This window comes from Neisseriales bacterium, assembly GCA_016699915.1.
In the GTDB taxonomy this organism is placed as follows: Bacteria; Pseudomonadota; Gammaproteobacteria; order Burkholderiales; family Q3-R57-64; genus Q3-R57-64.
The window spans coordinates 620,380-642,825 of sequence record CP064990.1; the positions used below are offsets into that span (position 1 = coordinate 620,380).

General features: G+C 40.1%; 22 protein-coding genes, 1 tRNA gene and 1 pseudogene. 6 read left to right on the forward strand and 18 right to left on the reverse strand.

Features of this window, described 5'->3' with window-relative positions:
• Nucleotides 1-13 precede the first annotated feature (13 nt).
• Both plsX and rpmF read right to left on the reverse strand, forming a co-directional pair.
• Entirely contained in the window at nt 14-1,024 is a 1,011-nt protein-coding gene (plsX, locus tag IPK86_02930; protein ID QQS16400.1) for a phosphate acyltransferase PlsX, read from the reverse strand.
• Between the two features lie 35 nt (nt 1,025-1,059).
• Nucleotides 1,060-1,251 carry a 50S ribosomal protein L32 gene (gene rpmF, locus IPK86_02935; GenBank protein ID QQS16401.1) on the reverse strand — a complete coding sequence of 64 codons (192 nt, stop codon included), beginning with the start codon at nt 1,249-1,251 and terminating at the stop codon, nt 1,060-1,062.
• Between the two features lie 103 nt (nt 1,252-1,354).
• Here rpmF and maf point away from each other — a divergent pair, with 103 nt between their 5' ends.
• Both maf and IPK86_02945 read left to right on the forward strand, forming a co-directional pair.
• Nucleotides 1,355-1,942, forward strand: a complete 588-nt coding sequence (maf, locus tag IPK86_02940) for a septum formation protein Maf (GenBank protein QQS16402.1) — start codon at nt 1,355-1,357, stop codon at nt 1,940-1,942.
• Between the two features lie 10 nt (nt 1,943-1,952).
• Nucleotides 1,953-2,654 carry an SAM-dependent methyltransferase gene (locus IPK86_02945; GenBank protein QQS16403.1) on the forward strand — a complete coding sequence of 234 codons (702 nt, stop codon included), beginning with the start codon at nt 1,953-1,955 and terminating at the stop codon, nt 2,652-2,654.
• On the opposite strand, the gene mutT is transcribed toward IPK86_02945, so the two are convergent.
• Nucleotides 2,635-3,054: an 8-oxo-dGTP diphosphatase MutT gene (gene mutT, locus IPK86_02950; GenBank protein QQS16404.1), complete on the reverse strand. Its 420-nt coding sequence runs from the start codon at nt 3,052-3,054 to the stop codon at nt 2,635-2,637. The two genes, IPK86_02945 and mutT, sit on opposite strands and share 20 nt — an antisense overlap.
• Before the next feature lie 23 nt (nt 3,055-3,077).
• Nucleotides 3,078-3,944, reverse strand: a complete 867-nt coding sequence (locus tag IPK86_02955) for a YicC family protein (protein ID QQS16405.1) — start codon at nt 3,942-3,944, stop codon at nt 3,078-3,080.
• Between the two features lie 87 nt (nt 3,945-4,031).
• Here IPK86_02955 and dusA point away from each other — a divergent pair, with 87 nt between their 5' ends.
• Nucleotides 4,032-5,027, forward strand: a complete 996-nt coding sequence (dusA, locus tag IPK86_02960; GenBank protein QQS16406.1) for a tRNA dihydrouridine(20/20a) synthase DusA — start codon at nt 4,032-4,034, stop codon at nt 5,025-5,027.
• Here the strand turns inward: dusA and IPK86_02965 are convergent.
• Both IPK86_02965 and glmS read right to left on the reverse strand, forming a co-directional pair.
• On the reverse strand, nt 5,009-6,034 hold the full coding sequence (locus IPK86_02965; GenBank protein ID QQS17058.1) for a D-alanine--D-alanine ligase: 1,026 nt from the start codon (nt 6,032-6,034) through the stop codon (nt 5,009-5,011). The genes dusA and IPK86_02965 overlap by 19 nt on opposite strands.
• Before the next feature lie 30 nt (nt 6,035-6,064).
• Entirely contained in the window at nt 6,065-7,891 is a 1,827-nt protein-coding gene (gene glmS, locus IPK86_02970) for a glutamine--fructose-6-phosphate transaminase (isomerizing) (protein ID QQS16407.1), read from the reverse strand.
• Nucleotides 7,892-8,155: 264 nt separating this feature from the next.
• On the opposite strand from glmS, the pseudogene IPK86_02975 reads away from it, so the two are divergent.
• A pseudogene (locus IPK86_02975) lies at nt 8,156-9,087 on the forward strand (HrgA protein).
• A 124-nt stretch (nt 9,088-9,211) separates the two neighbouring features.
• On the opposite strand, the gene IPK86_02980 reads toward IPK86_02975, so the two are convergent.
• The 11 genes from IPK86_02980 to IPK86_03030 form a co-directional block, all read right to left on the reverse strand.
• Entirely contained in the window at nt 9,212-9,790 is a 579-nt protein-coding gene (locus IPK86_02980) for a topoisomerase DNA-binding C4 zinc finger domain-containing protein (protein ID QQS16408.1), read from the reverse strand.
• Between the two features lie 268 nt (nt 9,791-10,058).
• On the reverse strand, nt 10,059-10,673 hold the full coding sequence (locus IPK86_02985; GenBank protein ID QQS16409.1) for a UvrD-helicase domain-containing protein: 615 nt from the start codon (nt 10,671-10,673) through the stop codon (nt 10,059-10,061).
• 281 nt (nt 10,674-10,954) lie between these two features.
• On the reverse strand, nt 10,955-12,142 hold the full coding sequence (locus tag IPK86_02990) for a UvrD-helicase domain-containing protein (protein ID QQS16410.1): 1,188 nt from the start codon (nt 12,140-12,142) through the stop codon (nt 10,955-10,957).
• Between the two features lie 176 nt (nt 12,143-12,318).
• Nucleotides 12,319-12,394: transfer RNA gene (locus IPK86_02995), tRNA-Phe, on the reverse strand.
• A 91-nt stretch (nt 12,395-12,485) separates the two neighbouring features.
• Nucleotides 12,486-12,782 carry a cell division topological specificity factor MinE gene (gene minE, locus IPK86_03000; GenBank protein QQS16411.1) on the reverse strand — a complete coding sequence of 99 codons (297 nt, stop codon included), beginning with the start codon at nt 12,780-12,782 and terminating at the stop codon, nt 12,486-12,488.
• 3 nt (nt 12,783-12,785) lie between these two features.
• Nucleotides 12,786-13,598, reverse strand: a complete 813-nt coding sequence (gene minD / locus IPK86_03005; protein ID QQS16412.1) for a septum site-determining protein MinD — start codon at nt 13,596-13,598, stop codon at nt 12,786-12,788.
• 28 nt (nt 13,599-13,626) lie between these two features.
• Complete coding sequence (gene minC / locus IPK86_03010) at nt 13,627-14,316, reverse strand: septum site-determining protein MinC (protein ID QQS16413.1); 690 nt, start codon at nt 14,314-14,316, stop codon at nt 13,627-13,629.
• 53 nt (nt 14,317-14,369) lie between these two features.
• On the reverse strand, nt 14,370-14,615 hold the full coding sequence (locus tag IPK86_03015) for a hypothetical protein (GenBank protein QQS16414.1): 246 nt from the start codon (nt 14,613-14,615) through the stop codon (nt 14,370-14,372).
• Entirely contained in the window at nt 14,609-16,942 is a 2,334-nt protein-coding gene (gene feoB / locus IPK86_03020; GenBank protein ID QQS16415.1) for a Fe(2+) transporter permease subunit FeoB, read from the reverse strand. The genes IPK86_03015 and feoB overlap by 7 nt, the downstream gene beginning before the upstream one ends.
• Nucleotides 16,932-17,180: a ferrous iron transport protein A gene (locus IPK86_03025; protein QQS16416.1), complete on the reverse strand. Its 249-nt coding sequence runs from the start codon at nt 17,178-17,180 to the stop codon at nt 16,932-16,934. The genes feoB and IPK86_03025 overlap by 11 nt, the downstream gene beginning before the upstream one ends.
• A gap of 80 nt (nt 17,181-17,260) precedes the next feature.
• Nucleotides 17,261-18,616 (reverse strand): exodeoxyribonuclease VII large subunit, encoded by a 1,356-nt coding sequence (locus tag IPK86_03030; GenBank protein QQS16417.1) that lies wholly within the window; start codon nt 18,614-18,616, stop codon nt 17,261-17,263.
• 133 nt (nt 18,617-18,749) lie between these two features.
• On the opposite strand from IPK86_03030, the gene IPK86_03035 reads away from it, so the two are divergent.
• Nucleotides 18,750-18,947, forward strand: coding sequence for a Trm112 family protein (locus IPK86_03035; GenBank protein QQS17059.1), 198 nt, complete (start codon nt 18,750-18,752; stop codon nt 18,945-18,947).
• 18 nt (nt 18,948-18,965) lie between these two features.
• Nucleotides 18,966-19,625, forward strand: coding sequence for an adenylate kinase (gene adk / locus IPK86_03040; protein ID QQS16418.1), 660 nt, complete (start codon nt 18,966-18,968; stop codon nt 19,623-19,625).
• Here the strand turns inward: adk and ppc are convergent.
• Nucleotides 19,622-22,327 (reverse strand): phosphoenolpyruvate carboxylase, encoded by a 2,706-nt coding sequence (gene ppc, locus IPK86_03045; GenBank protein QQS16419.1) that lies wholly within the window; start codon nt 22,325-22,327, stop codon nt 19,622-19,624. The two genes, adk and ppc, sit on opposite strands and share 4 nt — an antisense overlap.
• Between the last annotated feature and the right edge of the window lie 119 nt (nt 22,328-22,446).

Consider the following 22,446-nt stretch of genomic DNA (forward strand, 5'->3'; position numbering starts at 1 on the left):
TTTTATGTCATCATTACGTACCCGCCATGCTCTCAGCATGCTGGGCAATATGTTTAACAATATGCTGATGTACGGCAAGGTAAGCATGTACCAGCGCGTAATAAAATCCCTGTTCATCAGCACTGCCGTGGCTTTTTACAACCAATCCACGTAATCCAAGTAAGCTTGCACCATTATAGCGACGTGGATCCAACCGAGCTCGCACATGTTTTAAAGTCGGTAACGCAGCCAATGCACAACAGCGACGCCACCATGTTTTATTAAATTCTTCATGAAGAATTCCCGAAATCAAATGGGCTAAACCTTCCGAAGTTTTTAAAGCAATATTTCCCGTGAAACCATCTGTGACAACAACATGAACAACACCAGAAAATAAATCATTGCCTTCTACATAGCCTTGGTAGTTTAGATCAGAATTTAGCATCAATTCACGCGCACGCCGCAAAGTATCGCTACCTTTGGTTTCCTCTGTACCTATATTTAATAACCCAATTTTTGGGGATGCTATCTTTTCAGTAGCACGCATTAATTCAGCGCCCATCAATCCAAATTGTAAAAGTTGATCAGGTGTTGCATCAAGATTTGCCCCCAAATCTAATACACAAGTAACCCCATCTAACCGAGGGATGAATTTGGCGATCGCTGGACGATGAATATTTGGTAACATCTTGAGCACAAAATAGGCCATTGCCATCAAGGCACCAGTATTCCCTGCTGAAATGGCAGCTTGTGCCCTGTTTTCTTTGACCTGCTCAATCGTTATTCGCATTGAGGAATCTTTTTTACTGCGCAGTGCCACTTGAGGCGACTCATCCATCTTCACAATCGTGCTAGCATGCTGTATCGTTAAACGACCCTCTAAAAAAGGCATTTGACTCGCTAAAACTTGGTGCAATAGTTTTTTGTCGCCTACAAGGATTAATTTTGCGTCAGGATAGTCTTTTAAAAAACGTATAGCAGCCGGAACAGTAGCAGCCACTCCTTTATCCCCGCTCATCGCATCTACCGCAAGCATCACTGTCATCAGTTTAGCCAGTCAAAGAGTATTGGTTTTGTATCTTATGCTTTATCTGCTACTTTTTTATCAGCAATAACCTTGCGACCTCTATAAAATCCGCTTGGGCTGATATGATGTCGCAAATGTGCCTCGCCTGTATTTTGCTCACTAGCCAACTGTGGCGCAGTAAGAAAATCATGCGCTCGACGCATATTACGCCTAGAAGGTGATTTTTTATTCTGTTGAACGGCCATAGATATATCCCTTGATCTATCAAGTCTTGATAAAATGAACGGTAAAAACAATTCTCCATGCTACAATTTATCGTCTATCTTGTCAAAGTAAAGCATGCGCCTTATGCAGATTGTTTTAGCCTCAACCTCCCCCGCGCGGCAACGCCTATTAACCCAATGCCATGTGCTATGTAATGTTGCATCACCCAAAGCTGAAGAAGTTTTTTTGCCTACCGACCCACCCAAAAAAACGGTTCTACGTTTAGCGCGTCTTAAAGCACAATCCGTTGCTGTGGATTACCCTAATACCTTGATTATTGGCGCTGATCAATTGGCTTATTGTGATCAGCAATTATGGGGTAAACCACATTCACTTCATCATGCTATCGCAATGCTGCAAAAACTATCAGGTCATCGCTTACGCTTTTACACCGCTTTTGCGCTTTTGAATACAAAAACGGGGCAAATTCATCAATACTGCGAAACAACCGATGTTGTTCTACGAAACCTCACTTTATCTCGTATCAACTATTACCTTAAGCAAGAGCCTAGCGCTTTAAATTGTGCGGGCGCGATTAAAGCAGAAGGTTTGGGTGCTTTATTGATTCGATCCATTCATCCCAAAAAAGATCCCAATGCGCTTATTGGGTTACCGATTTTGACGCTCTTCGATTATTTGGAAAAGGCTGGTTGGTCAATACTTGACACCTGATATTTGATCTATGGCAGCAACCCTTTACATCATTCCAACACCTATTGGATCAAGCAATACACCTTGGTTACTTGAGACCCAACGCGACCAAATTTTACACCTTCGCTATTTTGCGGTTGAAGTACCTAAAACGGCAAGGCAGCACTTAAGGGCGCTTAATTGGCCAGTACCTTTATCATCGCTGACCTTATTAACCGTCAATAAAAATAGCACCGCAGTAACTTTGGCGCCTTTATTGGATTTGTTAGCCTCAGGGGAAGACATAGGCCTGTTATGCGAAGCAGGATGCCCTGCTATTGCTGACCCGGGCGCCTTACTCATTGCCCAGGCACATGATCAGGGTCAACGTATCCTTCCGCTTATTGGACCTTCTGCTATCTTAATGGCTTTGATGGCTTCAGGCATGCCAGCTCAACGCTTTACCTTTCATGGTTACTTACCTAAATTTGCCACTCAACGCATCATTGCGCTTCGCGCTTTAGAAAAAGAATCGCTAGAACGTGATGCCACACAAATCTTTATCGAAACCCCCTATCGCAATGATGCTTTATTAAATAGCTGTATCAATACCCTGCGACCAACAACAAGGCTAGCCATTGCGTGCGAATTAACCTTACCAAACCAAACGATCATCAGTTGCTTGGTAAAAAATTGGCCACCCTTGCCAGCTCTTCATAAAAAACCTTGTGTATTTATGCTCTATGCAGCTTAAAAAGCCCTGGCGTTAAATCTTTCATTAAAGCTATATTAGCCTCAAGGATAGGTGAAACCGTTAAATTTTGCGGGTTCTGCCAACTTAATAGCTGCTTTTCTTGGGCAACAGGGGTGCCTTGCCAATTGTTGATCAGAAAAAAATATAGTTGTACCGTTGTGTGGCGAGGATAGCAAAACGTCTCCATTTTCCATAATTGGGCATTTTGAATCACTATCCCAATTTCTTCCATTAATTCGCGCTTTAAAGCAGCTACAGGGGTTTCATGTGACTGAATTTTACCACCCGGAAATTCCCAATAACCCGCAAAGCTTTTACCCCTAGGGCGCGTATTTAAGAGCACATGGCCTGCTTCATTCATCAAAATACCCACTGCAACTGGTATTACCTTATTATGCATATTGATAAGGATCCCATAAAAACTTACTCAATATTTTGAATCTGCTCGCGCATCTGCTCAATTAAAACTTTCAAATCAACCGATTGATGAATAATAGTGTTAGAAACCGATTTGGCTGCTAACGTATTCGCTTCACGATTTAATTCTTGCATGAGAAAATCTAACCGCTTACCTATCACACCGCCATGCTTCACAACTTCTATTAAGGCACTCAAATGCATATGAAGTCGCTCAATTTCTTCGGTAACATCTATTTTTTGGGCAAATAAGGTAAATTCTTGTTGAATACGCTCTTCATTAACATGCCCCAAAGCTTCTTTTAAACGTAATTGCAGCTTTTGCAAATAACCATCCAAAACTTGAGGCAAAGCTTTTTGGATGGCCTCAATAATCTTGAGCATATCTTGGCTATGTTGCTGTAAAAAATGTTGGATTTTTTGACCTTCATGGTGGCGACTTGCTAGCAACTGATCTAGAGCCTCTTTCATCCCTTCAGTAAGATGTGTATGCAACGCCTGCACATTAATTTGTGGATGACGCAATACACCTGGCCAATGTAGTAAAGTGCCAACGCTAAGTGGCTGCAAAGTTTTGTCCTGTGCTTGAATCTGTCGACTTAACGCTAAAACATGGGCTAAATAGGCTTCATCAATATCCACGACACGCTCTTCTTCTGACATCGGATCCCATGCAATACGACACTCCACTTTACCACGCAAAATTTTGTCTGCAATTAGATCGCGTAATACGGGCTCTAGCGTACGACAATTCTCTGGTAAGCGTATTTGGATATCTAAATAGCGATAGTTCACCGAGCGTAAAACAATATTGATGCGATAATACGCCCATGCTTTGTCAACTGAAGCAAAACCCGTCATGCTTGATAACATCCTAAATCCCCTTATTTTCATCGTGATTTATTATATGCTCTTGCTCCACTATACTGATGCTTTTTTAAAGATGGGCTAATTTAACCTATGCTAAGCCCCAACTCGCCTTGGCGCATTTGTATTGCACCAATGCTCAATTGGACAGATCGGCATTATCGCTATTTGATGCGACAGATCACACGTCACACACGTCTTTATACTGAAATGGTCACAGCAAACGCCTTATATTTTGGTCAAGCCGATAAACACCTTACTTTTGATCCCATTGAAATGCCACTAGCATTACAAATTGCTGGAGATGAGCCTAAAAAATTAGCTTACTGCGCGCAATTGGCGCAAAAATGGGGTTACGCTGAAGTGAATTTAAACGTTGGTTGCCCAGCATTACGTGCACAACAAGGCAATTTTGGTGCCTGCTTAATGCATCAAGTCAATCGTGTTAAAGAAGGTATTGACGCCATGCGACAAGCAAGCGACATTGAATTATCCATAAAGCATCGTATTGGTTTAGATAATGCGACAGACTACGATTTTTTGACACATTTTGTTGGTACATTATATGAAGCAGGCTGTCAAACTTTTATTGTGCATGCAAGAGTAGCGCTACTGAATGCTTCGCCCAAAAAAAATCGGCAAGTGCCTCCCTTACAGTACGATTGGGTGTATCGGCTCAAACAAGATTATCCCAGCGCCACGATTGTAATCAATGGAGGCATTCAAACCATCGAAGCGATGTATCAGCATTTAAATCATGTAGACGGTGTCATGATTGGACGCAAAGCCTATCGCGAACCTTACTTTTTTGCTTTAATTGATCAAGCTTTCTTTGGCAAAGAAGCAACACCGCCCGATCGATTAAGTCTTGTTCAAATCATGTCGAACTATATTCGCCGAGAAATTCCTAATCCAAGTATCGCTCTAATTCGTACCATCACAAGACATATGCTACATCTTTATCAAGGAGAACCGGGCGCAAAATATTGGCGCTGGCAACTATCTAATCTAGATAAAAGCATTTGCCAAGACCCGAATTGGTTAGACCAAATCGCCCAAGGAATCGATCATCACAAAGCTTCATCATGATGCCCTATAAAGCGCTTTTGAGCTAATTGGCAAATTGTTAGACATAGCTTAGCAAAAGAAATACCTGAAGCTGTAGCTGCTTGGGGTAGTAAACTTTGTTGCGTCATCCCTGGCAGCGAATTAATTTCTAAACACCATAATTGACCCGATTCATCTAAACGAAAATCGGTTCGACTATAGCCGTATAAACCTAATGCTTCATGTAATACTTCAGCGTAGCGTTTAGCTTGTTGCGCAATTTTGGGTGTGACGTCTGCTGGAAATATTTCACGCACTACACCTGGTTGATATTTGGCTTGGTAGTCAAATTCACTATCTTTGGGTAAAACAATTTCACCCACTGCAAGGGCTTGGTGATCTAAAACCCCTGCCGTTATTTCTCGCCCCGCGATAAACTTTTCAATGATGACCGCTTCATCAAATTGTTTAGCGCGATGAATAGCTGCACTCAAGGCCGCTTGATTGCGAACCACCGATAGACCAACCGTAGAGCCTTGCTGATTGGGCTTAACGATAAGCGGTAAACCTAATAATGAAATGATATCTTCTTTATGGTTTGGGTCAGCTAATATCCAATCGGGCGTTGGAATTTGATGACATGCCATGATTTTTTTGGATAAAGCTTTATCAAAGGCACAAGCGCTGGCTAAATGACCACTACCAGTGTAAGGTTTTTTGATCAAATCGAAAAAAGCTTGCAATGTACCATTTTCGCCAGAACCACCGTGAAGCGCTAAAAAATAAACATCCACATCCTTTAATTTAGGCGATGTCATCACATTATCGATAAAGGTTAGCCAAGAAAATACTTGCGTTGGAGGGGGGGTATCCCCAATGCCAGTTTTTGCTAGTCTTACTTCGTCCTTGGCACTTAATAAACCCGAAGCCGTATCAATCATGAGCGTTTCAACAGCAATACTGCGCAAGGCTTTGGCAATTTGGAAGCCACTTGCAATTGAAATATCGCGCTCTTCGCTATCTCCTCCCACTACCACAGCTACTTTCATCATCCATACCCTATTTAAAAAAAATTCGCCCTATTCCACCGTAACACTTTTGGCTAAATTTCGAGGTTTATCGACATCGGTGCCACGGGTAAGCGCCGTATGGTAGGCTAATAACTGTACCGGAATCAGATGGATAATGGGTGACAAAATATCAACATGGCGCAGCAGGCGAATCATTCGTACGCCAGGCGATTCTACAAAACGACTGTCTTGATCAGCAAAAACAAATAATTCTCCACCTCTAGCCTGTACTTCTTGCATATTGGCTTTCACTTTTTCAAGAAGCTTATCATTTGGTGCAATCACTACAACGGGCATCGCTTCATCAATAAGCGCTAAGGGGCCATGCTTTAATTCTCCAGCAGGATAAGCTTCTGCATGAATATAGGAGACTTCTTTGAGCTTTAAAGCGCCTTCAAGCGCTACAGGATAATGAATGCCACGCCCCAAAAAAAGGGCATGGGCTTTACTAGCCAATATTTGTGCCCAACTTGCAATTTGTGGCGCAAGATTTAAGACATGTTGGACGGAACCGGGGAGTTTTTCTAAGGTTTGCAAGTATGGTTTAAATGCTTCAGATCCCAAGCTTTGTCGTTGTTGAGTCAAAGTAATAGCCAAAGCAAATAATGCAACAAGTTGTGTTGTGAGGGCTTTAGTCGAGGCTACCCCAATTTCTAGGCCAGCTCTTGTATAAAAAACAAAATCGCTGGCACGTGGAATAGCGCTTTCTTTGACATTACAGATGGCAAGGCAAGCACGATGACCTCGTAAGCGTGCAACTTTTTGTGCTTCTAAGGTATCCAATGTTTCACCAGACTGGGAAATAGTTACAATTAAATGCTTAGGGTTCACATAAGCATCGCGATAACGATATTCGCTTGATATTTCAACCGCACAAGGCAATTTAGCAATGGACTCAATCCAATATTTTGCTATCAGACCCGCATAATAACTGGTTCCACAAGCTAGGATTTGAACGCCTTCAATAGTTCTAAAATCTTGATCGGTTGCGCCGAATAAAGCTGGCGTAAATCCGTGATCTTCAATCGCTTCGATAGTATCAGCCAAAACCATGGGCTGCTCATAGATTTCTTTTTGCATGAAATGTTGGTATTGACCCAATTCCATGGTAGTTAAGAGCAGTTCGCTTTGTCGAACGAGTCGTTCGACAGGATCACCCTGAACATCAACAATATGGATAGTTTTAAGGGTTATGCGTGCCATGTCACCTTCTTCTAAGAAAATAATGCGACGCGTCACGGATAAAATAGCGGATAGATCGGAGGCAACAAAATGCTCGCCCTCTCCTATCCCAATTAATAAAGGGCAACCATGTTGTACAGCAATCATTTCTTCGGGTTTATCGGCTGCTATCACACAAATCGCAAAAGCGCCTTGTAGTTGACTTACCGTTTGGCGTACGGCACCCAATAAATCACCTGATGATTGGTAAAAGTCATCAATAAGGTGAGCAATAACTTCGGTGTCGGTTTGGGAAATAAATTGATAACCGCGTCGCATCAGTGATTCACGATGCATTTCATAGTTTTCAATAATACCGTTATGGACTAGCGCAATGCGATTATTAGAAATATGCGGGTGAGCGTTACTCTCGGTAACCCCACCATGCGTTGCCCAACGGGTGTGACCAATACCCAAGCAACCCGTGATGTTAGTTTCTTGAATGAGCGATTCTAGTTGCGCGACTCGGCCAACTTGGCGTGCACAGTATAATTTGCCATGATCTAGAGTTGCAATACCTGAAGAATCATAACCGCGATATTCCAAGCGCTTGAGTCCATCAATAAGTAACGCAACTATATCTCGGCTGGCAACAGCACCTATTACACCACACATAATCTCATGATCTCGAATTACAACAATATACTGATAATTTGCATTGAATAGACTGTATTATACTGATAATGAGTAAAACTATCGGTCGAAATTATTGCAATCAACTCAGCTTAATTTTGCTTATTTATTATTTAAAAAAACTTGTGCTAAGCGCTAGATAAGAACGATAATTGGTGCTTTGTGGTAAAAAAAGGGAAGATTTAATCTTCAAATCGTTTTTTTATTTAAGAAATCATACAGCCAAAAGGTCGTAGGGAGAGTTCTGTGGCATTGCATTTAAAAAAAACCGTTTTGGATTACTTAAAGGAACGCGCCGATGAAAGATTTACTGCCCGAGAAATTGCAGAGTGGATATTTGCTACGTATCCCGAAGAATGTCGAGCCAAAAAAGATAGAAGTCAGGTATTAAAAACCGACATGGATCTAGTCCAACAAATCGTTAGTGAAATTGGTGCATATATACCACCTTGCCAAAAAAACGAACCACAGTTGAAAATAACTGATGATAAACCACGAAAATTTTACTACTCAATATTATCATTGGACGCTAACGAAGCATTAATGGCAGAAAATCCAAGAGAGCAGATCATTGTGATAAGTGATAAAAAAATAATAATGAACATGCAATGTACCCATTAATTTCCCAATATTTAAATAAAGAATTGGGTGTGTTTTCGAAACGCATCAACGAAAAACGCTCATCAAACAGATTGCATGAGAGAAAAAGCAACCATTGGCTGCACCCCGATATTGTCGGAATAGAAGATTTAGGCGTTGAATGGCACCGTGAAGTTCGTGACTGCGTGCAAAAATATTCAGATAAATGCTCTAAATTATGGTCGTTTGAGGCTAAAATGGAAATTAATCGATCAAATGTACGTGAATGTTTTTTTCGGGCAGTTTCCAATTCATCGTGGGCTAATTATGGCTACCTAATTGCCAAAAAGATCACTGGCCAGGGCACACTTAAGGAATTAAGGCTGCTATTTGCGGCACATGGTATTGGTTTAATTCAATTGGATACAGATAATCTAATCAAAAGCCAGATTTTAATTCCTGCACGTGAACGCGATGCTATTGATTGGGATATGGTCAACCGACTATCAAAAGAAAACTCAGATTTTTCTGAATACGTAAGATTGATAAAAGAATTTTGTTTAACGGGCAGATTAAAATCAACTGACTGGGATCTCTAAAATAGCAAGTCAAGGAATCCTATTTTGGAATAATTGTTAGTTATTAAATGATAATTTTTATTTTTATAAAACCATTTTTTTGAACCATTGAAATTCAGAGCGTCTCACTAAGACAGAATATAGGTTATATATTTTTTCTAATTAATTTTCCAACATTACGACTATAAGAACACTCATCCATAGTAAAATAATTAGTGCAACCCAAGAATAAACCATGTTTCCCTTTTCGCTCGACAAGTGCACCACTTTTACAACGCGGGCAAATTTCATAAATTTTTTGACAATCAGCGTTATCGCACTTCATTTGATCTTCATTGTTTATCAAAAAACCAATTCTACAAGAGAAACATGGTTTCGTGGAAAAATGGCATATAGGATAGTTTGAGCAACCAAAAAAAGGTCCGAAATCACCTTTTTTCTCCATCATCATGGCTTGGCATTTTGGACAACGACGGTTGATAGCATGGCCAAGATGGCTCGTATCAACATCAGGATCCTCCATCAATTCTTTAAAAAAAGTTGATTCAGCCATTGAGTCTCCAACTACAAAAATAGTATTTTTTGTTCGTGTTAATGCAACATAAAATAATCTTCTTTCTTCTGCGTGATCAAAATGTTCTTTAGTAGACAGAACAAGCTCAAGGAGTGGATCATCAGCAATTTCGCAAGGAAAAGCATGCTTTCCACTTTTTATGCCAATCAAAATAACGTAATCAGCCTCAGCTCCTTTTGCTTTGTGAATAGTGCTAAATCTCCAAACTAGGTCAGCTCTGAGATGATTTATTTTTTTAAGTTTAATAGGTTGCCATAATATTTATATCTAGCTAAAATCAAAACACTTTGTTTAATTTTTGATTTTGCAACTGGAATATTTTCTAAAATTGAGGTAAGCAGTGTTTAATTTTTGATTTTGCAACTGGAATATTTTCTAAAATTGAGGTAAGCAGTGATTCGTCCATTTTTTCTGAGTGCTATAAAACAACTGATTTTGTGCAATCACTTTTTCTAGCAATAATATCCTTCGTAATCTGTGCGCTATTTCTAAGCAAGAAACGCGACGAAACAGACACGATTTTATCGTTAAATCGAAAAGTTTCCGGCAGGAAATTTAATTCATGACGTCCAAAATACTCATCAAATTTGGTCATGACACTAATATCGCTTCCTGAAAACCTATAAATTGACTGCCAATCATCACCAACAACTACTAATTTTGTGTCATTTGAGTTGCGCAGTAATGCTTTAATAAGGTTAGCGCGCACGATTGAAATATCTTGAAATTCATCAATCAATATATACTTGAAATTTCTAGTAACGGTTCCTTCGTTTAAAGTATTGGCAGCGCAACCAATCATATCGTTGAAATCTATAGCGTGTTCAGCAGCAAGATAGCTTTCGTACCGATCCAAAACATCAATAAAAATATCAAGAAATTTATAAGCACGTGCAGCATTAATATCATTAGATGTTATGCAATGTTTTAAATCTTCAATAGTTCGCGAAGAACCCTTAAAAAGATTTAAGAAAGTTTCCAGCAATTTAGCAAACCCAGAAATGTATCCCGATTCATTAAGTTTATGAAGCAAAGAATCTTTATCTAATGGAGAAAAAATTACGCCACTTTTCTTTAGTTTTTTCTCAAGATTGATAGTTAACTTGCCACTGCGTTTTTCGTAACTAAAAGTTTCAATTAGGTTTGTTTGATGTTCCTTATGAGTTTTAAGTTTTCATTCTCTTGAATCCAAGTATTTTCTTTCATTAATAAAATAAGGCGTTTTACCATTTTCATCAATTGCAAAATGCTCAATGTATATTTGATAATCTGGCAGGTAAAAATCTGGCTTGTATTGTCGATATTCTTTACTATCTACTTTATGTTCGTATTTTTTTCATACAAATAATCAATTCCATTAATATAAAAAAAATTAGCTATATCAAGCTCCTCAAGGCTTCTCACATACTCACCCTTTAATGTCACCGGCTCAACAGATTTAACATAAGAGATGTATTCGCCCATATTCTTAAAATCAAACTGATCTCGATATGGTTTTGCATAGCTTACAAAGAATTCAGTCAACTCAAGATATTTATCTTGATAAATTTCATTGATAGATTGCTCAAGATATTTTAGTAAACTTATTGGGTCCTCGGATAGCTTCGAAAGACTTGGTTTATGATTGTCTATTTCAGCCAGTATTTCTAACCCAAAAGCATGGAATGTCTTAATCGTAATTCCGCTATAAGTTTTGGTAAGTGATCGCTCCAGTTCTTCTTGTATGTCTTTATTGAAAGCGATAATTAAAAGTTCGTGTGGTCTCACCAAACCTTTATCTATAAGATACGCTACTTTAGATTTGATGGTTGTAGTTTTACCAGAACCAGCTGCCGCAACAATTAGTTGCAAATCTTCGTTAACAATAACTGCCTTTCTTTGATTCAACGTCAATCGCGCTGGAAGGTTATCAAAAAATGTTTTATATCGAATAAGTTCTTGCTTTTCAAATTGCGCATTACATTTGATTCGAAATGCATCTTTATCAGTCCTTATTTCGTTCATATTATTAATATGATTGATCAAATCCATCTTATCGGTAAGCAAATCCGATGTTTCTGTGTCCCACAAATACTGTAACTCTTTTTTGGATTCTACGAATTTTTCAACTTCACGATAACTAATCCATCTTTCCCCTCTTGTAGCACCTAGATACCAATCCGTACAGGCTTTTATAAGTTCCGCATTCTTATTATTATTGTTAATAAATTCAAGTGTCGCTTTACGATGCATGTATATAATATCTTTTAATTTTTTGTAGATATTATCTTTTATCCAATCAAAGCTTAATTCTTTTTTATCGGTTAACTTGAACCTAATTTTCTTCCAAATCAGAAAATTAATAGTTTCAATATCTTTAATTTGTTCGTACGGAATTTGATATGTTTTTTTGAATAATTTAACCGTCAAAAAATATCTTCCAGTCGCTAGAAAAATATTGCGAGAAACTTTATTGAATAAACGTAAGAGTAATGTAGGTCGAAATTGGTCAAGCCTAGTCATTTTTTGAGACTACCCGGTTTTCACTTAAATTATTGAGAGTAAAAAGATCAACAACTAACGCGATGGCAATGATGCCATGAAAGTCATTGGATAAACTTGAAATATATTATTTAAAACCACACCCTCCTCATCATAGAGAAAAGAAGTCAATAATATTTGATTAAGCAACACTAAGATGGTGGCCAGGGACAGAATCGAACTGCCGACACGAGGATCTTCAGTCCACTGCTCTACCAACTGAGCTACCTGGCCAACGCACAACTTTATAAGAACTTTAAGCAGATTCTACAAGATTTCATTAATTATGACCATAACTAGTTTTTCAGGGGTCACTTAAAAAATCTCAATGATTCAATTTAGACTCAGCTTCCCCCAAGACAATATTCACCGCTAAAACATCGGTATTGTCATGACTTTGCACTTCTACTTTAATATTATCTTGATCCACAGCTACATATTTTGCAATCACTTTCACCAAATCGCGCTGTAATGCAGGCAAGTAGTCAGGTACTGCAGAGCGTCCGCCTCGTTCATGCGCTAAGATAATTTGCAATCGCTCTCGTGCAATATTAGCACTAGATTGGCGTCGACCAAAAATCAAATGGCGTTTACTTAAAATCAGATCAATTAAAGCATTCATAATCTACTTTCCAAAAATACGTTTTAGGAGGCTTTGCTTAGGCGTATCAATAAAACGCATTGGTTTTTGTTCGCCCAAAAAGCGTGCCACCATATCTTGATAAGCCTCTGAAACATCGCTACCTGCCAAATGAATGACAGGGGAACCCGCATTAGAGGACTGCAAAACTGACTGGGATTCGGGGATTACACCAAGAAGTGGTATACGTAGAATTTCCTGGATATCTTCTACTGATAACATCTCACCCTTCTGGACACGATGCGGTGAATAGCGCGTAACCAATAAATGCTCGATGACTGGTTTTTCATTTTTCTCAGCGTGCAGTGATTTAGAAGCCAAAATACCTAAGATCCGATCTGAATCCCGTACCGATGAAATTTCTGGGTTTGTTGCAACAATTGCTTCATCGGCAAAATAAAGGGCGAGCAATGCTCCTTTCTCAATTCCGGCAGGCGAATCACACACAATATACTCAAACGCCATATCGGCTAGCTCTTTGAGCGTACGCTCTACTCCCTCCTTGGTTAATGCATCTTTATCGCGCGTTTGAGAGGCAGGTAATATATAGAGCTGATCTGCATTTTTATCTTTAATTAATGCCTGATTAAGCGTGGCTTCTTGATTAATAACGTTGACAAAATCATAAACAACGCGACGCTCACAGCCCATAATCAAATCTAAATTACGTAACCCCACATCAAAATCAATCACGACAGTTTTATGACCACGTAATGCTAGCCCCGACGCAAAACTTGCGCTAGTTGTCGTTTTTCCTACGCCACCCTTGCCCGATGTTACAACAATAATTTTTGCCACCGATTTTCACCTCATGATACAAAGATAATTAAATGGTTATGACAGACATTACTAATCGATCTTTTTCAAGATGCACTTGCACCGTCTTATGATGCATACTACTAGGTAATTCTTGATCCAATGTCCTATAAATACCCGCTATAGAAATTAATTCCCCCTCCATCGATTGGACAAAAATTCTTGCGTTTTTATCTCCCTTTGCCCCAGCAAGCGCCCTTCCTCTTAAGGGGGCATAGATATGAATATGTCCGTCCGCCGCAACCTCTGCACCCGCATTCACAATATTCAGGACAATTAAATCCTGATTTTGTGCATAAATTTGTTGACCTGTTCGAACAGGATGCCGCACAACCATTGCCGATCCTGCTCGTGATTTAACCTGTAAACTATGTAAGCGAGGCTGGCAAAACCCCAAACCTTGGTCTTTAGCAATGACTTCAAAACGTACATCAGGATGATAAAGCGCCACGATCGATACACCATTTTCTTTAAAAATGATCAATAATTTTGCTAAATCAAGCGATTCTGGTGTTTTAGCAACACTAACATCCAACAAAAAACTTGCGCTAAGCATATTTTTGTTATCGATAGCAAGTTTTTTGTGGAGTGCATCGGCAATCTCCTCTGGTTGGATTGACCGCAACACAATTGACATCAAATCAACAGTCGTTGATTTGATGTCAAAAGCACGCCGACCATGTAAAGCAGCAACACCCATTGAATATCTTAAGTTAACAATAAAACACAATGCAATAATCTTAAAGCAAGCAATTAACCAACCCAGCGATAGGTAAAATTAACAGCTGTCGTTGCTTCGCAGCAATTATTGTGACATCCACTGCATGCATGTTGTGCACAGGCTGGCTCGATATCATCCATAGACTGTACGCGACCTTTACTTATCCAGTACTCTAACATACCTTGCGCAGCCCCCTCTGGAATATCAAAATGCAAAGCAACGTCCTTCAAGCTTGCCTGCTTCACCTTTCTTAAATAATCCCGTAGAGCGATCAACATGCTCGTTTCAATTCAATGGTGGCACGATAACTTGCCCTAGCGGATCGACCGTATCGGCGAAGGATAGCAAAAATCACGATAAATGCTACCGTTATCCCACCTAACCAACCCGATGATTGAGCTGGGGTAACAAAAATATTTACTGCTTGATAGTAAAAAGTAGCCAACATCCACGCAGTAGCAAAGGTCCATACACCCACCAAAGCTGTCCACTTAGCATTCGTCTCGCGATATACAGCACCCAATGCGGCAACACAGGGTGTATAGAGCAAAGTAAAGATCAAAAAAGCAATCACTGAGGCTTGCGTACCAAAAGACTGATGAATTTTGCTCATTGTCTGATATTCAACGTCTTGCTCCTCTGCAACAGCCCGAATACTGTTTTGGCCATCAAATAGAGTTGAAATAAGTGGCAACGCATCCAAAGCAAAAAGACTTTTCAGATTTTCTGGAATCGTCAAAAAAGCCTCTTTGGTACTTGCCCATAAATCAAATTGAGCGTTTTCTTCAGAAGCAGTAACAGGTTCACCCATTTGACTATAAAGCGCATTCAGGGTACCGATAACCGCCTCTTTAGCAAAGATACCCGTGACGATACCAACTGTTGCTGGCCAGTTATCTGCCTGTACACCCAATGGCGCAAAAAATGGCGAGACAGTTTTAGCAATCTGTGATAACACCGATTGCTCAGTATCCTCGTGACCAAAGGTACCTTCTTTACCTAAAGAATTAAAGAAACTCAAAATGACAACCATCAATACAATGACCTTACCAGCACGAATCACAAAACTTTTCAAGCGATCCCATGTCGTACAAAGTAAGTTACGTAAGATTGGTATACGGTAAGGCGGCAATTCCATGATAAAAGGAGCAGCTCCGCCTGGTAGTATCGTATGTTTCAAAATAATACCCGTCACAATCGCAACAACAATACCGCCTATATACAACCCGAAAACAATATTGTGTCCACTTAATGGAAAGAAAATAGCAACCAATAATGCATAAACAGGTAACCTTGCTCCGCATGACATGTAGGGAATCATCATGATTGACATTAAGCGTTCCCTTTTATTTTCAAGGGTACGAGTACCCATGATAGCAGGTACGTTACAACCAAAGCCAACAAGCATCGGTACAAAAGCCTTACCGGGTAATCCTAAAACACGCATACCACGATCAACAACCATCGCTGCCCTTGCTAGGTACCCTGAGTCTTCCAAGAAGGACAAACATAAAAACATAGCACCAATCACTGGCACAAAAGTAGCTACCGTTTGAATACCACCACCTAAACCATTCGATAGGACGGTAATAAGCCAACTTGGCGCTTCGATTTGATTGAGCAAGTGCGCAATGCCTTCTACACATAATGCCCCAAATAAAATATCAAAAAAATCAATAAACGCAGAACCAAAATTGATAGCAATCCAAAACATCACGTACATCACACCTAAGAAGATAGGAATACCAGTTAGGTTACCTAGGGCAAAGCGATCCAGTCGTCCAATCAAACGCTTATTAGCTTGATAGGGTCGGCTGATGGTACGACGACATAAGTGATCAATAGCACTGTATCGAGCGCTGGCTAGAGCAACATCCATTTCGCCATCATAGGCATCGGATAAGGTTTGCCAACAAACATCAAACGCTTTTTGTTCAGCTTTATTGAGCCATTTTGCACCACGATGTAGTAGTAGCTCAAAAAGTGCCCAACGCGTCATGGTATGAATACGACTTTTGCTTGGTAACGCACCCAAAAATTGTTGTAAGGCAACGGACTGTTTTTTGTCTAAAATATTCAACTTAGGAACCGGACAAAGGGGAGAAGCCATAGACTCAGCAATAGTTTGGCGAAGTTGATCCAACCCTTCTTTGCGACTTGCAGAAATAGGAATAACCGGGCAGCCCAACGCATCAGATAATTGTTGGATATCAATTTTTTCATTGTTATGACGCACAGCATCCATCATATTTAACACAACAATCATGGGATGATTTAAATCCAACAGTTGCATCGTTAAATAAAGCCCACGCTGTAGATTAGTCGCATCAACGATATTAAGTAACAGGCTATCTGGTGCAGATAAAACAAAGCGCCGTACAATCAATTCATCTTCTGCAATACCTTCTTCCTTGCTTTCAATAGCATAGGTACCCGGCAAATCAATCACATCAAAACGCTTATTTTGATAGGCATAGTAACCACTTTTCTTATCAACAGTTACCCCTGGCCAATTGCCTGTATATTGATGCGAACCTGTTAGCATGTTAAAAAGCGTCGTTTTGCCGCAATTCGGATTACCGATTAACGCAAGATTAGCCAACATATTCGCACTCCTCAACATCAATTGTCGCCGCTTCACTACGCCGTAAACAAAGACGAGTGCCACACACTTCAATTTCCAATGGATCACCCAGTGGTGCTGCCTGAACCATAGTCACCAAAGCACCCGGTATAACCCCCACGGCAAGAAGCTTCCTACGAAATGGCAAGGCATCTTTCGTTAATTGAGTAATTTTTGCACTACAACCGCAAGCTAACGCTTCGAGTGTCTTGGAAGACATGATGAGACTCTCTTTCCTTCATTTAAAAACCTGTTAACACCTTGAGTTTACAATAATTCTAGTGCTAAATCCACTGTCCATCAGGACTTGTCAATAATCGCTCTAGTAGTTCCTAACTTAAACCGTAACGTAACGCGATCTCCATGGGTCAATTCATCAGGCGCATAAACAGGCGTGCCATCTAATTTGCTCACTGCTACGTAGCCCTTTTGCAGAATCAAATCTGGATTTAATCCAGAAAGTTGAAGATGACATCGATTCACTTTTTCAGTTAGGTAGTTTAGTTTTTGCCGCATCGCATGCTGTAATTTCATCTGTATCTGCTCAATACGATTATTAGCAGGTGCAAGATCCGGTATTTGTTGTCGCAAATACAATGTTGTGTGCGTTAATCGCGTTTGACAATTGCGTAAATGTTGAAAAACAACCTGCGTTAATTGCGTATAAATACCCATCAATCTGTCACGCTGATTTACCCATTTACGCCAAGGAGAAATAAGGCGAGACGCCATATGATCTAGCCGCTGCGCTTTATTGTTAATTTGCCATATAAGGGTACGTTGTAAATTGGAGCGAGCATGATCCAACTGTTTTTGCAAGGTAATATAATCTGAAGATGCCGCAGTCGCCGCTGCGGTAGGCGTAGCGGCTCGGTAATCAGCCGCGAAATCACAAAGTGTAATATCCGTTTCATGACCCACTCCGCTGATTGTCGGGATAGATGAAGTAGTTATTGTGCGTACCACCGCTTCATCATTAAAAGCCGCTAAATCTTCAATACTGCCACCACCACGACAAATAATTAGTACATCTACTTCTTTACGTTGATTAGCCATTTGAATGGCTTGGATAATTTGTAGCGGTGCATCAATACCCTGCACGGATGTTGGGTATAGAATAATAGGTAAACCAGCAGCTTGTTTTTGAATGGTACTCACCACATCTCTTAGCACCGAAGCATGCATGGATGTGATAACACCAATAGCCCGTGGGTAAGAGGGTAAAGGGCGTTTTTTACCAACATCAAAAAGCCCCTCTTGAAACAGCTTATTTTTAAGTTGATTAAATGCCTCGTAGAGTTTGCCAAGCCCAGCTTCTCTGATGACTTCAACAGTAATTTGAAATTCGCCACGTGGTTCGTAAAGCGACACCTGCCCATACAGCTCAACTTGCCCTCCATTGCTTGGCGTGAAGGCTAGTTTCGCCAATTGATACCGAAATATTACACACCGTACTTGTGCTTTGTCATCTTTAAGAGAAAAGTAAGCATGGCCAGAAGAGGATAGAGCCCAGTTGGATATTTCGCCACCGATCCATTGGTGCGGCATATAACCTTCCAAAATAGCTCTGGCTAGACTATTTAATTCAGAAACACGGATAACTGTTTTGGGTAGTTTTAATGAGGCTGTTGGATCAATCAATGAACTCAGTTTCATATCAGACGATCTAATCGCATTATCTTCATTTAAGTAATGTATTAAGTTTTAAAATCATATTAGCATTTTGCACAAAAGATCATTTCGGTTTAGACTGGTCATTATTAACCAATTTGTCATGCATAATAGCGTCATGGATACAAAATTCTTGGCTATTCTAGTTTGCCCTTTATGTAAAGGCAAACTCACCTATCATCCAGATGACCAAGAATTAATCTGCTACACACATCGTCTAGCTTACTCAATACGAGAAGATATCCCAGTAATGTTGCCTCAGGAAGCGCGCCCATTAAATGATAACGAAATTAAACCAACCATTAAACACACATAAAATTACTTAAAACACCTTATGAAGCTTATCCTACTTGGACCACCTGGTGCTGGTAAAGGCACACAATCACATTTTATCCAAACGCAATATGGTATCTTGCAAATTTCAACGGGTGATATTTTACGACAAGCTATTCGACATCAAACTCCACTAGGTAAAATCGCTAAGGAAACTGTTGATAAGGGTCAATTGGTCACTGACGATGTTGTCATAGGGTTGATGTTAACACGCATTGCTGAATCGGACTGTCAGACTGGATTTTTATTAGATGGCTTTCCGCGCAATTTAGCGCAAGCACTTGCCTTAAAAAAGGCCGCTATCACAATGGACTATGTTATTGAAATTGCTGTACCCGATCAAGTACTCGTTAATCGCCTTGCTGGTCGCCGTATACATCCTGCTTCAGGGCGCACCTATCATACTTTATTTAATCCACCTCGGAAGCCTGATCAAGATGATCTGACTGGGGAGCCACTTATACAGCGACCAGATGATGAAGAAACCACGATCAAAGAGCGTTTATCGGTATACCATAATGAAACGAAAATCCTCGTTGATTTTTATCAAAACGAAGCGCGCAATACCGGTAAGCCATGCTATCAGCGTGTAGATGGTACGCAACCAATTGAAGTGGTTAAACATACCATTTTTCAGGTCATTGGAACACCATCACTTTAACCGCTATTACGAAATCCTGCTGCAATACCGTTAATAGTATGATGAATGATAAAAAGCACTTCTTTATCATTTGGTTGCTGGCGAAACCGTTCAAGTAATTTGATTTGAACCCAATTTAATGCGTTCAAATAAGGCAGTCGAATGGATAAGCTATGCGCTAAAGCAGCGTTGTTTTCTAGTAACATAGTCTGGTTAGCAATCCACAAAAAAGCCTGATGCGTGCGATGCCATTCTTGTTCAATTAAACCAAAAATCGCTTCAGCATTTTGTTTATCAGATACCAGTTTCGTGTAGCGCTTAGCAATCGTCATGTCTGTTTTGGCCAATACCTGCTCTAAATTAGAAAGTACCATTTGAAAAAAAGCAGAGCGTTGATATAAATTCTTTAAATGCTGGCGACCGGCTTGACCATGCTTGGCAATAAACATATCAAAAGCACTACCAAAACCAAACCAGCCTGGCAGCATGGTACGAGATTGTGACCAAGAAAATACCCAAGGAATAGCACGTAAATCTTTAAATGAAGATAAATTTTTGCGTGAAACGGGGCGACTGCCAATATTCAATTTAGCAATTTCTTTGATCGGGCACGCTTCTAGAAAATACTGCATAAAGCCTGGCTTTTCAATTAATGCACGATAGGTCTGATAGGCATAACCTGATAATTCATCCATGATATGGATATCTTTGTCGGTAATGGGTTTGCTTAGCAGACTTGCTTCAATTGTAGCCGTTACAATCGCTTCTAAATTACGTGTACTGTTATGTTCATCAGCATATTTAGAAGTAATGACTTCTCCTTGTTCGGTAATACGCAGCCTACCGATCACAGAGCCTTTCGGCTGTGCAATAATGGCCTGATAAGAAGGCCCACCACCGCGCCCAACTGATCCACCACGACCGTGAAAAAGTTGCAGCTTAACACCGAACTGCGCAAATACTTTAACCAGTCTTGCTTCGGCTCGATAGAGTACCCACTGGCTCGTCAAATAGCCACCATCTTTATTGCTATCTGAATAACCCAACATCACTTCTTGACAATTTCCAGCATGGTGAAGTAATGAGCGATACCAAGGAATATTGAAAAGTTTTTGCATAATCTGGTCGCATTGATGCAATACCTTAATGGTCTCAAACAAGGGCACTAATTGAATGTGTGTTCTAGGAATATTATGGTCTAAATAAATGAGCCCTGTTTCTTTACAGATAAGTGCTAAAGCTAAAATTTCACTCACCTGTGAACAATGTGAAATGATGCTTTGCGTAATGGCTTGGGCACCAAAACGCATTTTGATATTAGCTGCTGATCGAAAAACGGCTAATTCTTTTTGGCTCTCCTTACTATAGGACAATAAGTCAGAGTAAAGCGGTCGTGGTTTAGAGAGCTCTCGGACAAGCACCGTTATTTTTTGTGTTTCATCCAGCTCAAGATAGCATTCGAGGCCTGCTTGTTGAAATAACTCATTGACCAATAATTGATGTGATAAAGCATGCTGTCGCAAATCAACGGGCATTAAATAAAAACCAAAAATAGTCACCGATCGCTGTAATTTAGCTAGCGAACCACTGACTAAAAGTTCACTACCGTGCGAAATTAATGAATCGGATAGCACGTGAAGATCCGCAAGAAAGGCATCAGCATTTAGATAAGCATCCTTAGGATCGCGTTGCTTCGGAACATTCAAATTTAAAGATAAAGCAGTCGCCGATAAACGCTGCTCAATTCTTGCAATAGCACGCCGATATGGCTCTTCAAAACGGGCTTTAGTGTAGTCAGGCGAAACACTAGCGAGTGCCTCTAGTTCGGGTGACACAGTGACTTCACGTACAGACAAAGACAACTCTCGATAAAGCACATGCAGCACTTCAAAATAATGCTGAAATAGTACTTCTCCTTGCCGCTTAAAAGTATGCTGTAATACCCTATAACCAATGAGTGGGTTTCCGTCTCGATCCCCTCCTATCCAACTGCCAATTTTTAGAAACGACGGTATGGCTGGTAGAGCTGTTTTTTTCCATAGCGCTTTGAGGGAAGTTTCCAGCTTTTGATAAAAACGTGGTAACACAGCAAAAAAAGATAGAGGATAGTACAGTACGCCGTTTTCAATTTCATTAGATACGGTCATTTCAAAGGAGCGAATAGCAGAAGTTTGCCAAAGCATAAGGATGGTGCGTTGCATTTTTTTAATAATCACCAACCTTTCTTCCTCAATAAGATCATCCTTATCCAATTGATGTAAAAAATTACGCACGGCTCGTTGGCCATCTAAGATACTTTGGCGTTGCACTTCAGTAGGATGTGCAGTCAACACAGGTACGATATTTGCTTGTTCTATCAAAGCAAATAAACGCTTCACTGATACTTTTTTTGTTTTTAATTTCTGTAAAGTATACTGAAGACTGCCTTGACGATGGGATGATCCAAGCAATAAATGTGCTCGGCGGCGACGCTCTCGATGGACATCTTCAGCAATGTTATAAAGTTGCGTATAAAGCGAGCAAGCATGGGCAAGAGCAGCCACTGATCGCAAATCTAGTGATGCTAAAGAACTTTCAATAATTTTTTCGGTAGCCTTGCTACTTGCTAGCAACTGCATCAACTTAAAAACATGCTTACCAGCGTGTCGTAAAATGATTTCGCCGAACAATTGATCAAGAAGCGCTAAATCGCGTTGAATAGGTAAATCTTTATCCGGTTGCATGTCGGTTATATCAATCTATCCTTAGATAGGTAGGTAGCCGTATTATAAGCGATCCTAGAACACCTCTTGCAATATTGGTTACGAAAAAAATAAAGAGTCGATGCAAGGCTAAAGTGTCG

What these genes read in the sequence shown, in the direction of transcription:
- plsX (QQS16400.1), bottom strand. Translation starts at nt 1,024, where the DNA reads ATGACAGTGATGCTTGCGGTAGATGCGATGAGCGGGGATAAAGGAGTG.
- rpmF (QQS16401.1), bottom strand. Translation starts at nt 1,251, where the DNA reads ATGGCCGTTCAACAGAATAAAAAATCACCTTCTAGGCGTAATATGCGT.
- maf (QQS16402.1), top strand. Translation starts at nt 1,355, where the DNA reads ATGCAGATTGTTTTAGCCTCAACCTCCCCCGCGCGGCAACGCCTATTA.
- IPK86_02945 (QQS16403.1), top strand. Translation starts at nt 1,953, where the DNA reads ATGGCAGCAACCCTTTACATCATTCCAACACCTATTGGATCAAGCAAT.
- mutT (QQS16404.1), bottom strand. Translation starts at nt 3,054, where the DNA reads ATGCATAATAAGGTAATACCAGTTGCAGTGGGTATTTTGATGAATGAA.
- IPK86_02955 (QQS16405.1), bottom strand. Translation starts at nt 3,944, where the DNA reads ATGTTATCAAGCATGACGGGTTTTGCTTCAGTTGACAAAGCATGGGCG.
- dusA (QQS16406.1), top strand. Translation starts at nt 4,032, where the DNA reads ATGCTAAGCCCCAACTCGCCTTGGCGCATTTGTATTGCACCAATGCTC.
- IPK86_02965 (QQS17058.1), bottom strand. Translation starts at nt 6,034, where the DNA reads ATGAAAGTAGCTGTGGTAGTGGGAGGAGATAGCGAAGAGCGCGATATT.
- glmS (QQS16407.1), bottom strand. Translation starts at nt 7,891, where the DNA reads ATGTGTGGTGTAATAGGTGCTGTTGCCAGCCGAGATATAGTTGCGTTA.
- IPK86_02990 (QQS16410.1), bottom strand. Translation starts at nt 12,142, where the DNA reads ATGACTAGGCTTGACCAATTTCGACCTACATTACTCTTACGTTTATTC.
- minE (QQS16411.1), bottom strand. Translation starts at nt 12,782, where the DNA reads ATGAATGCTTTAATTGATCTGATTTTAAGTAAACGCCATTTGATTTTT.
- minC (QQS16413.1), bottom strand. Translation starts at nt 14,316, where the DNA reads ATGGGTGTTGCTGCTTTACATGGTCGGCGTGCTTTTGACATCAAATCA.
- IPK86_03015 (QQS16414.1), bottom strand. Translation starts at nt 14,615, where the DNA reads ATGTTGATCGCTCTACGGGATTATTTAAGAAAGGTGAAGCAGGCAAGC.
- feoB (QQS16415.1), bottom strand. Translation starts at nt 16,942, where the DNA reads ATGTTGGCTAATCTTGCGTTAATCGGTAATCCGAATTGCGGCAAAACG.
- IPK86_03025 (QQS16416.1), bottom strand. Translation starts at nt 17,180, where the DNA reads ATGTCTTCCAAGACACTCGAAGCGTTAGCTTGCGGTTGTAGTGCAAAA.
- IPK86_03030 (QQS16417.1), bottom strand. Translation starts at nt 18,616, where the DNA reads ATGAAACTGAGTTCATTGATTGATCCAACAGCCTCATTAAAACTACCC.
- IPK86_03035 (QQS17059.1), top strand. Translation starts at nt 18,750, where the DNA reads ATGGATACAAAATTCTTGGCTATTCTAGTTTGCCCTTTATGTAAAGGC.
- adk (QQS16418.1), top strand. Translation starts at nt 18,966, where the DNA reads ATGAAGCTTATCCTACTTGGACCACCTGGTGCTGGTAAAGGCACACAA.
- ppc (QQS16419.1), bottom strand. Translation starts at nt 22,327, where the DNA reads ATGCAACCGGATAAAGATTTACCTATTCAACGCGATTTAGCGCTTCTT.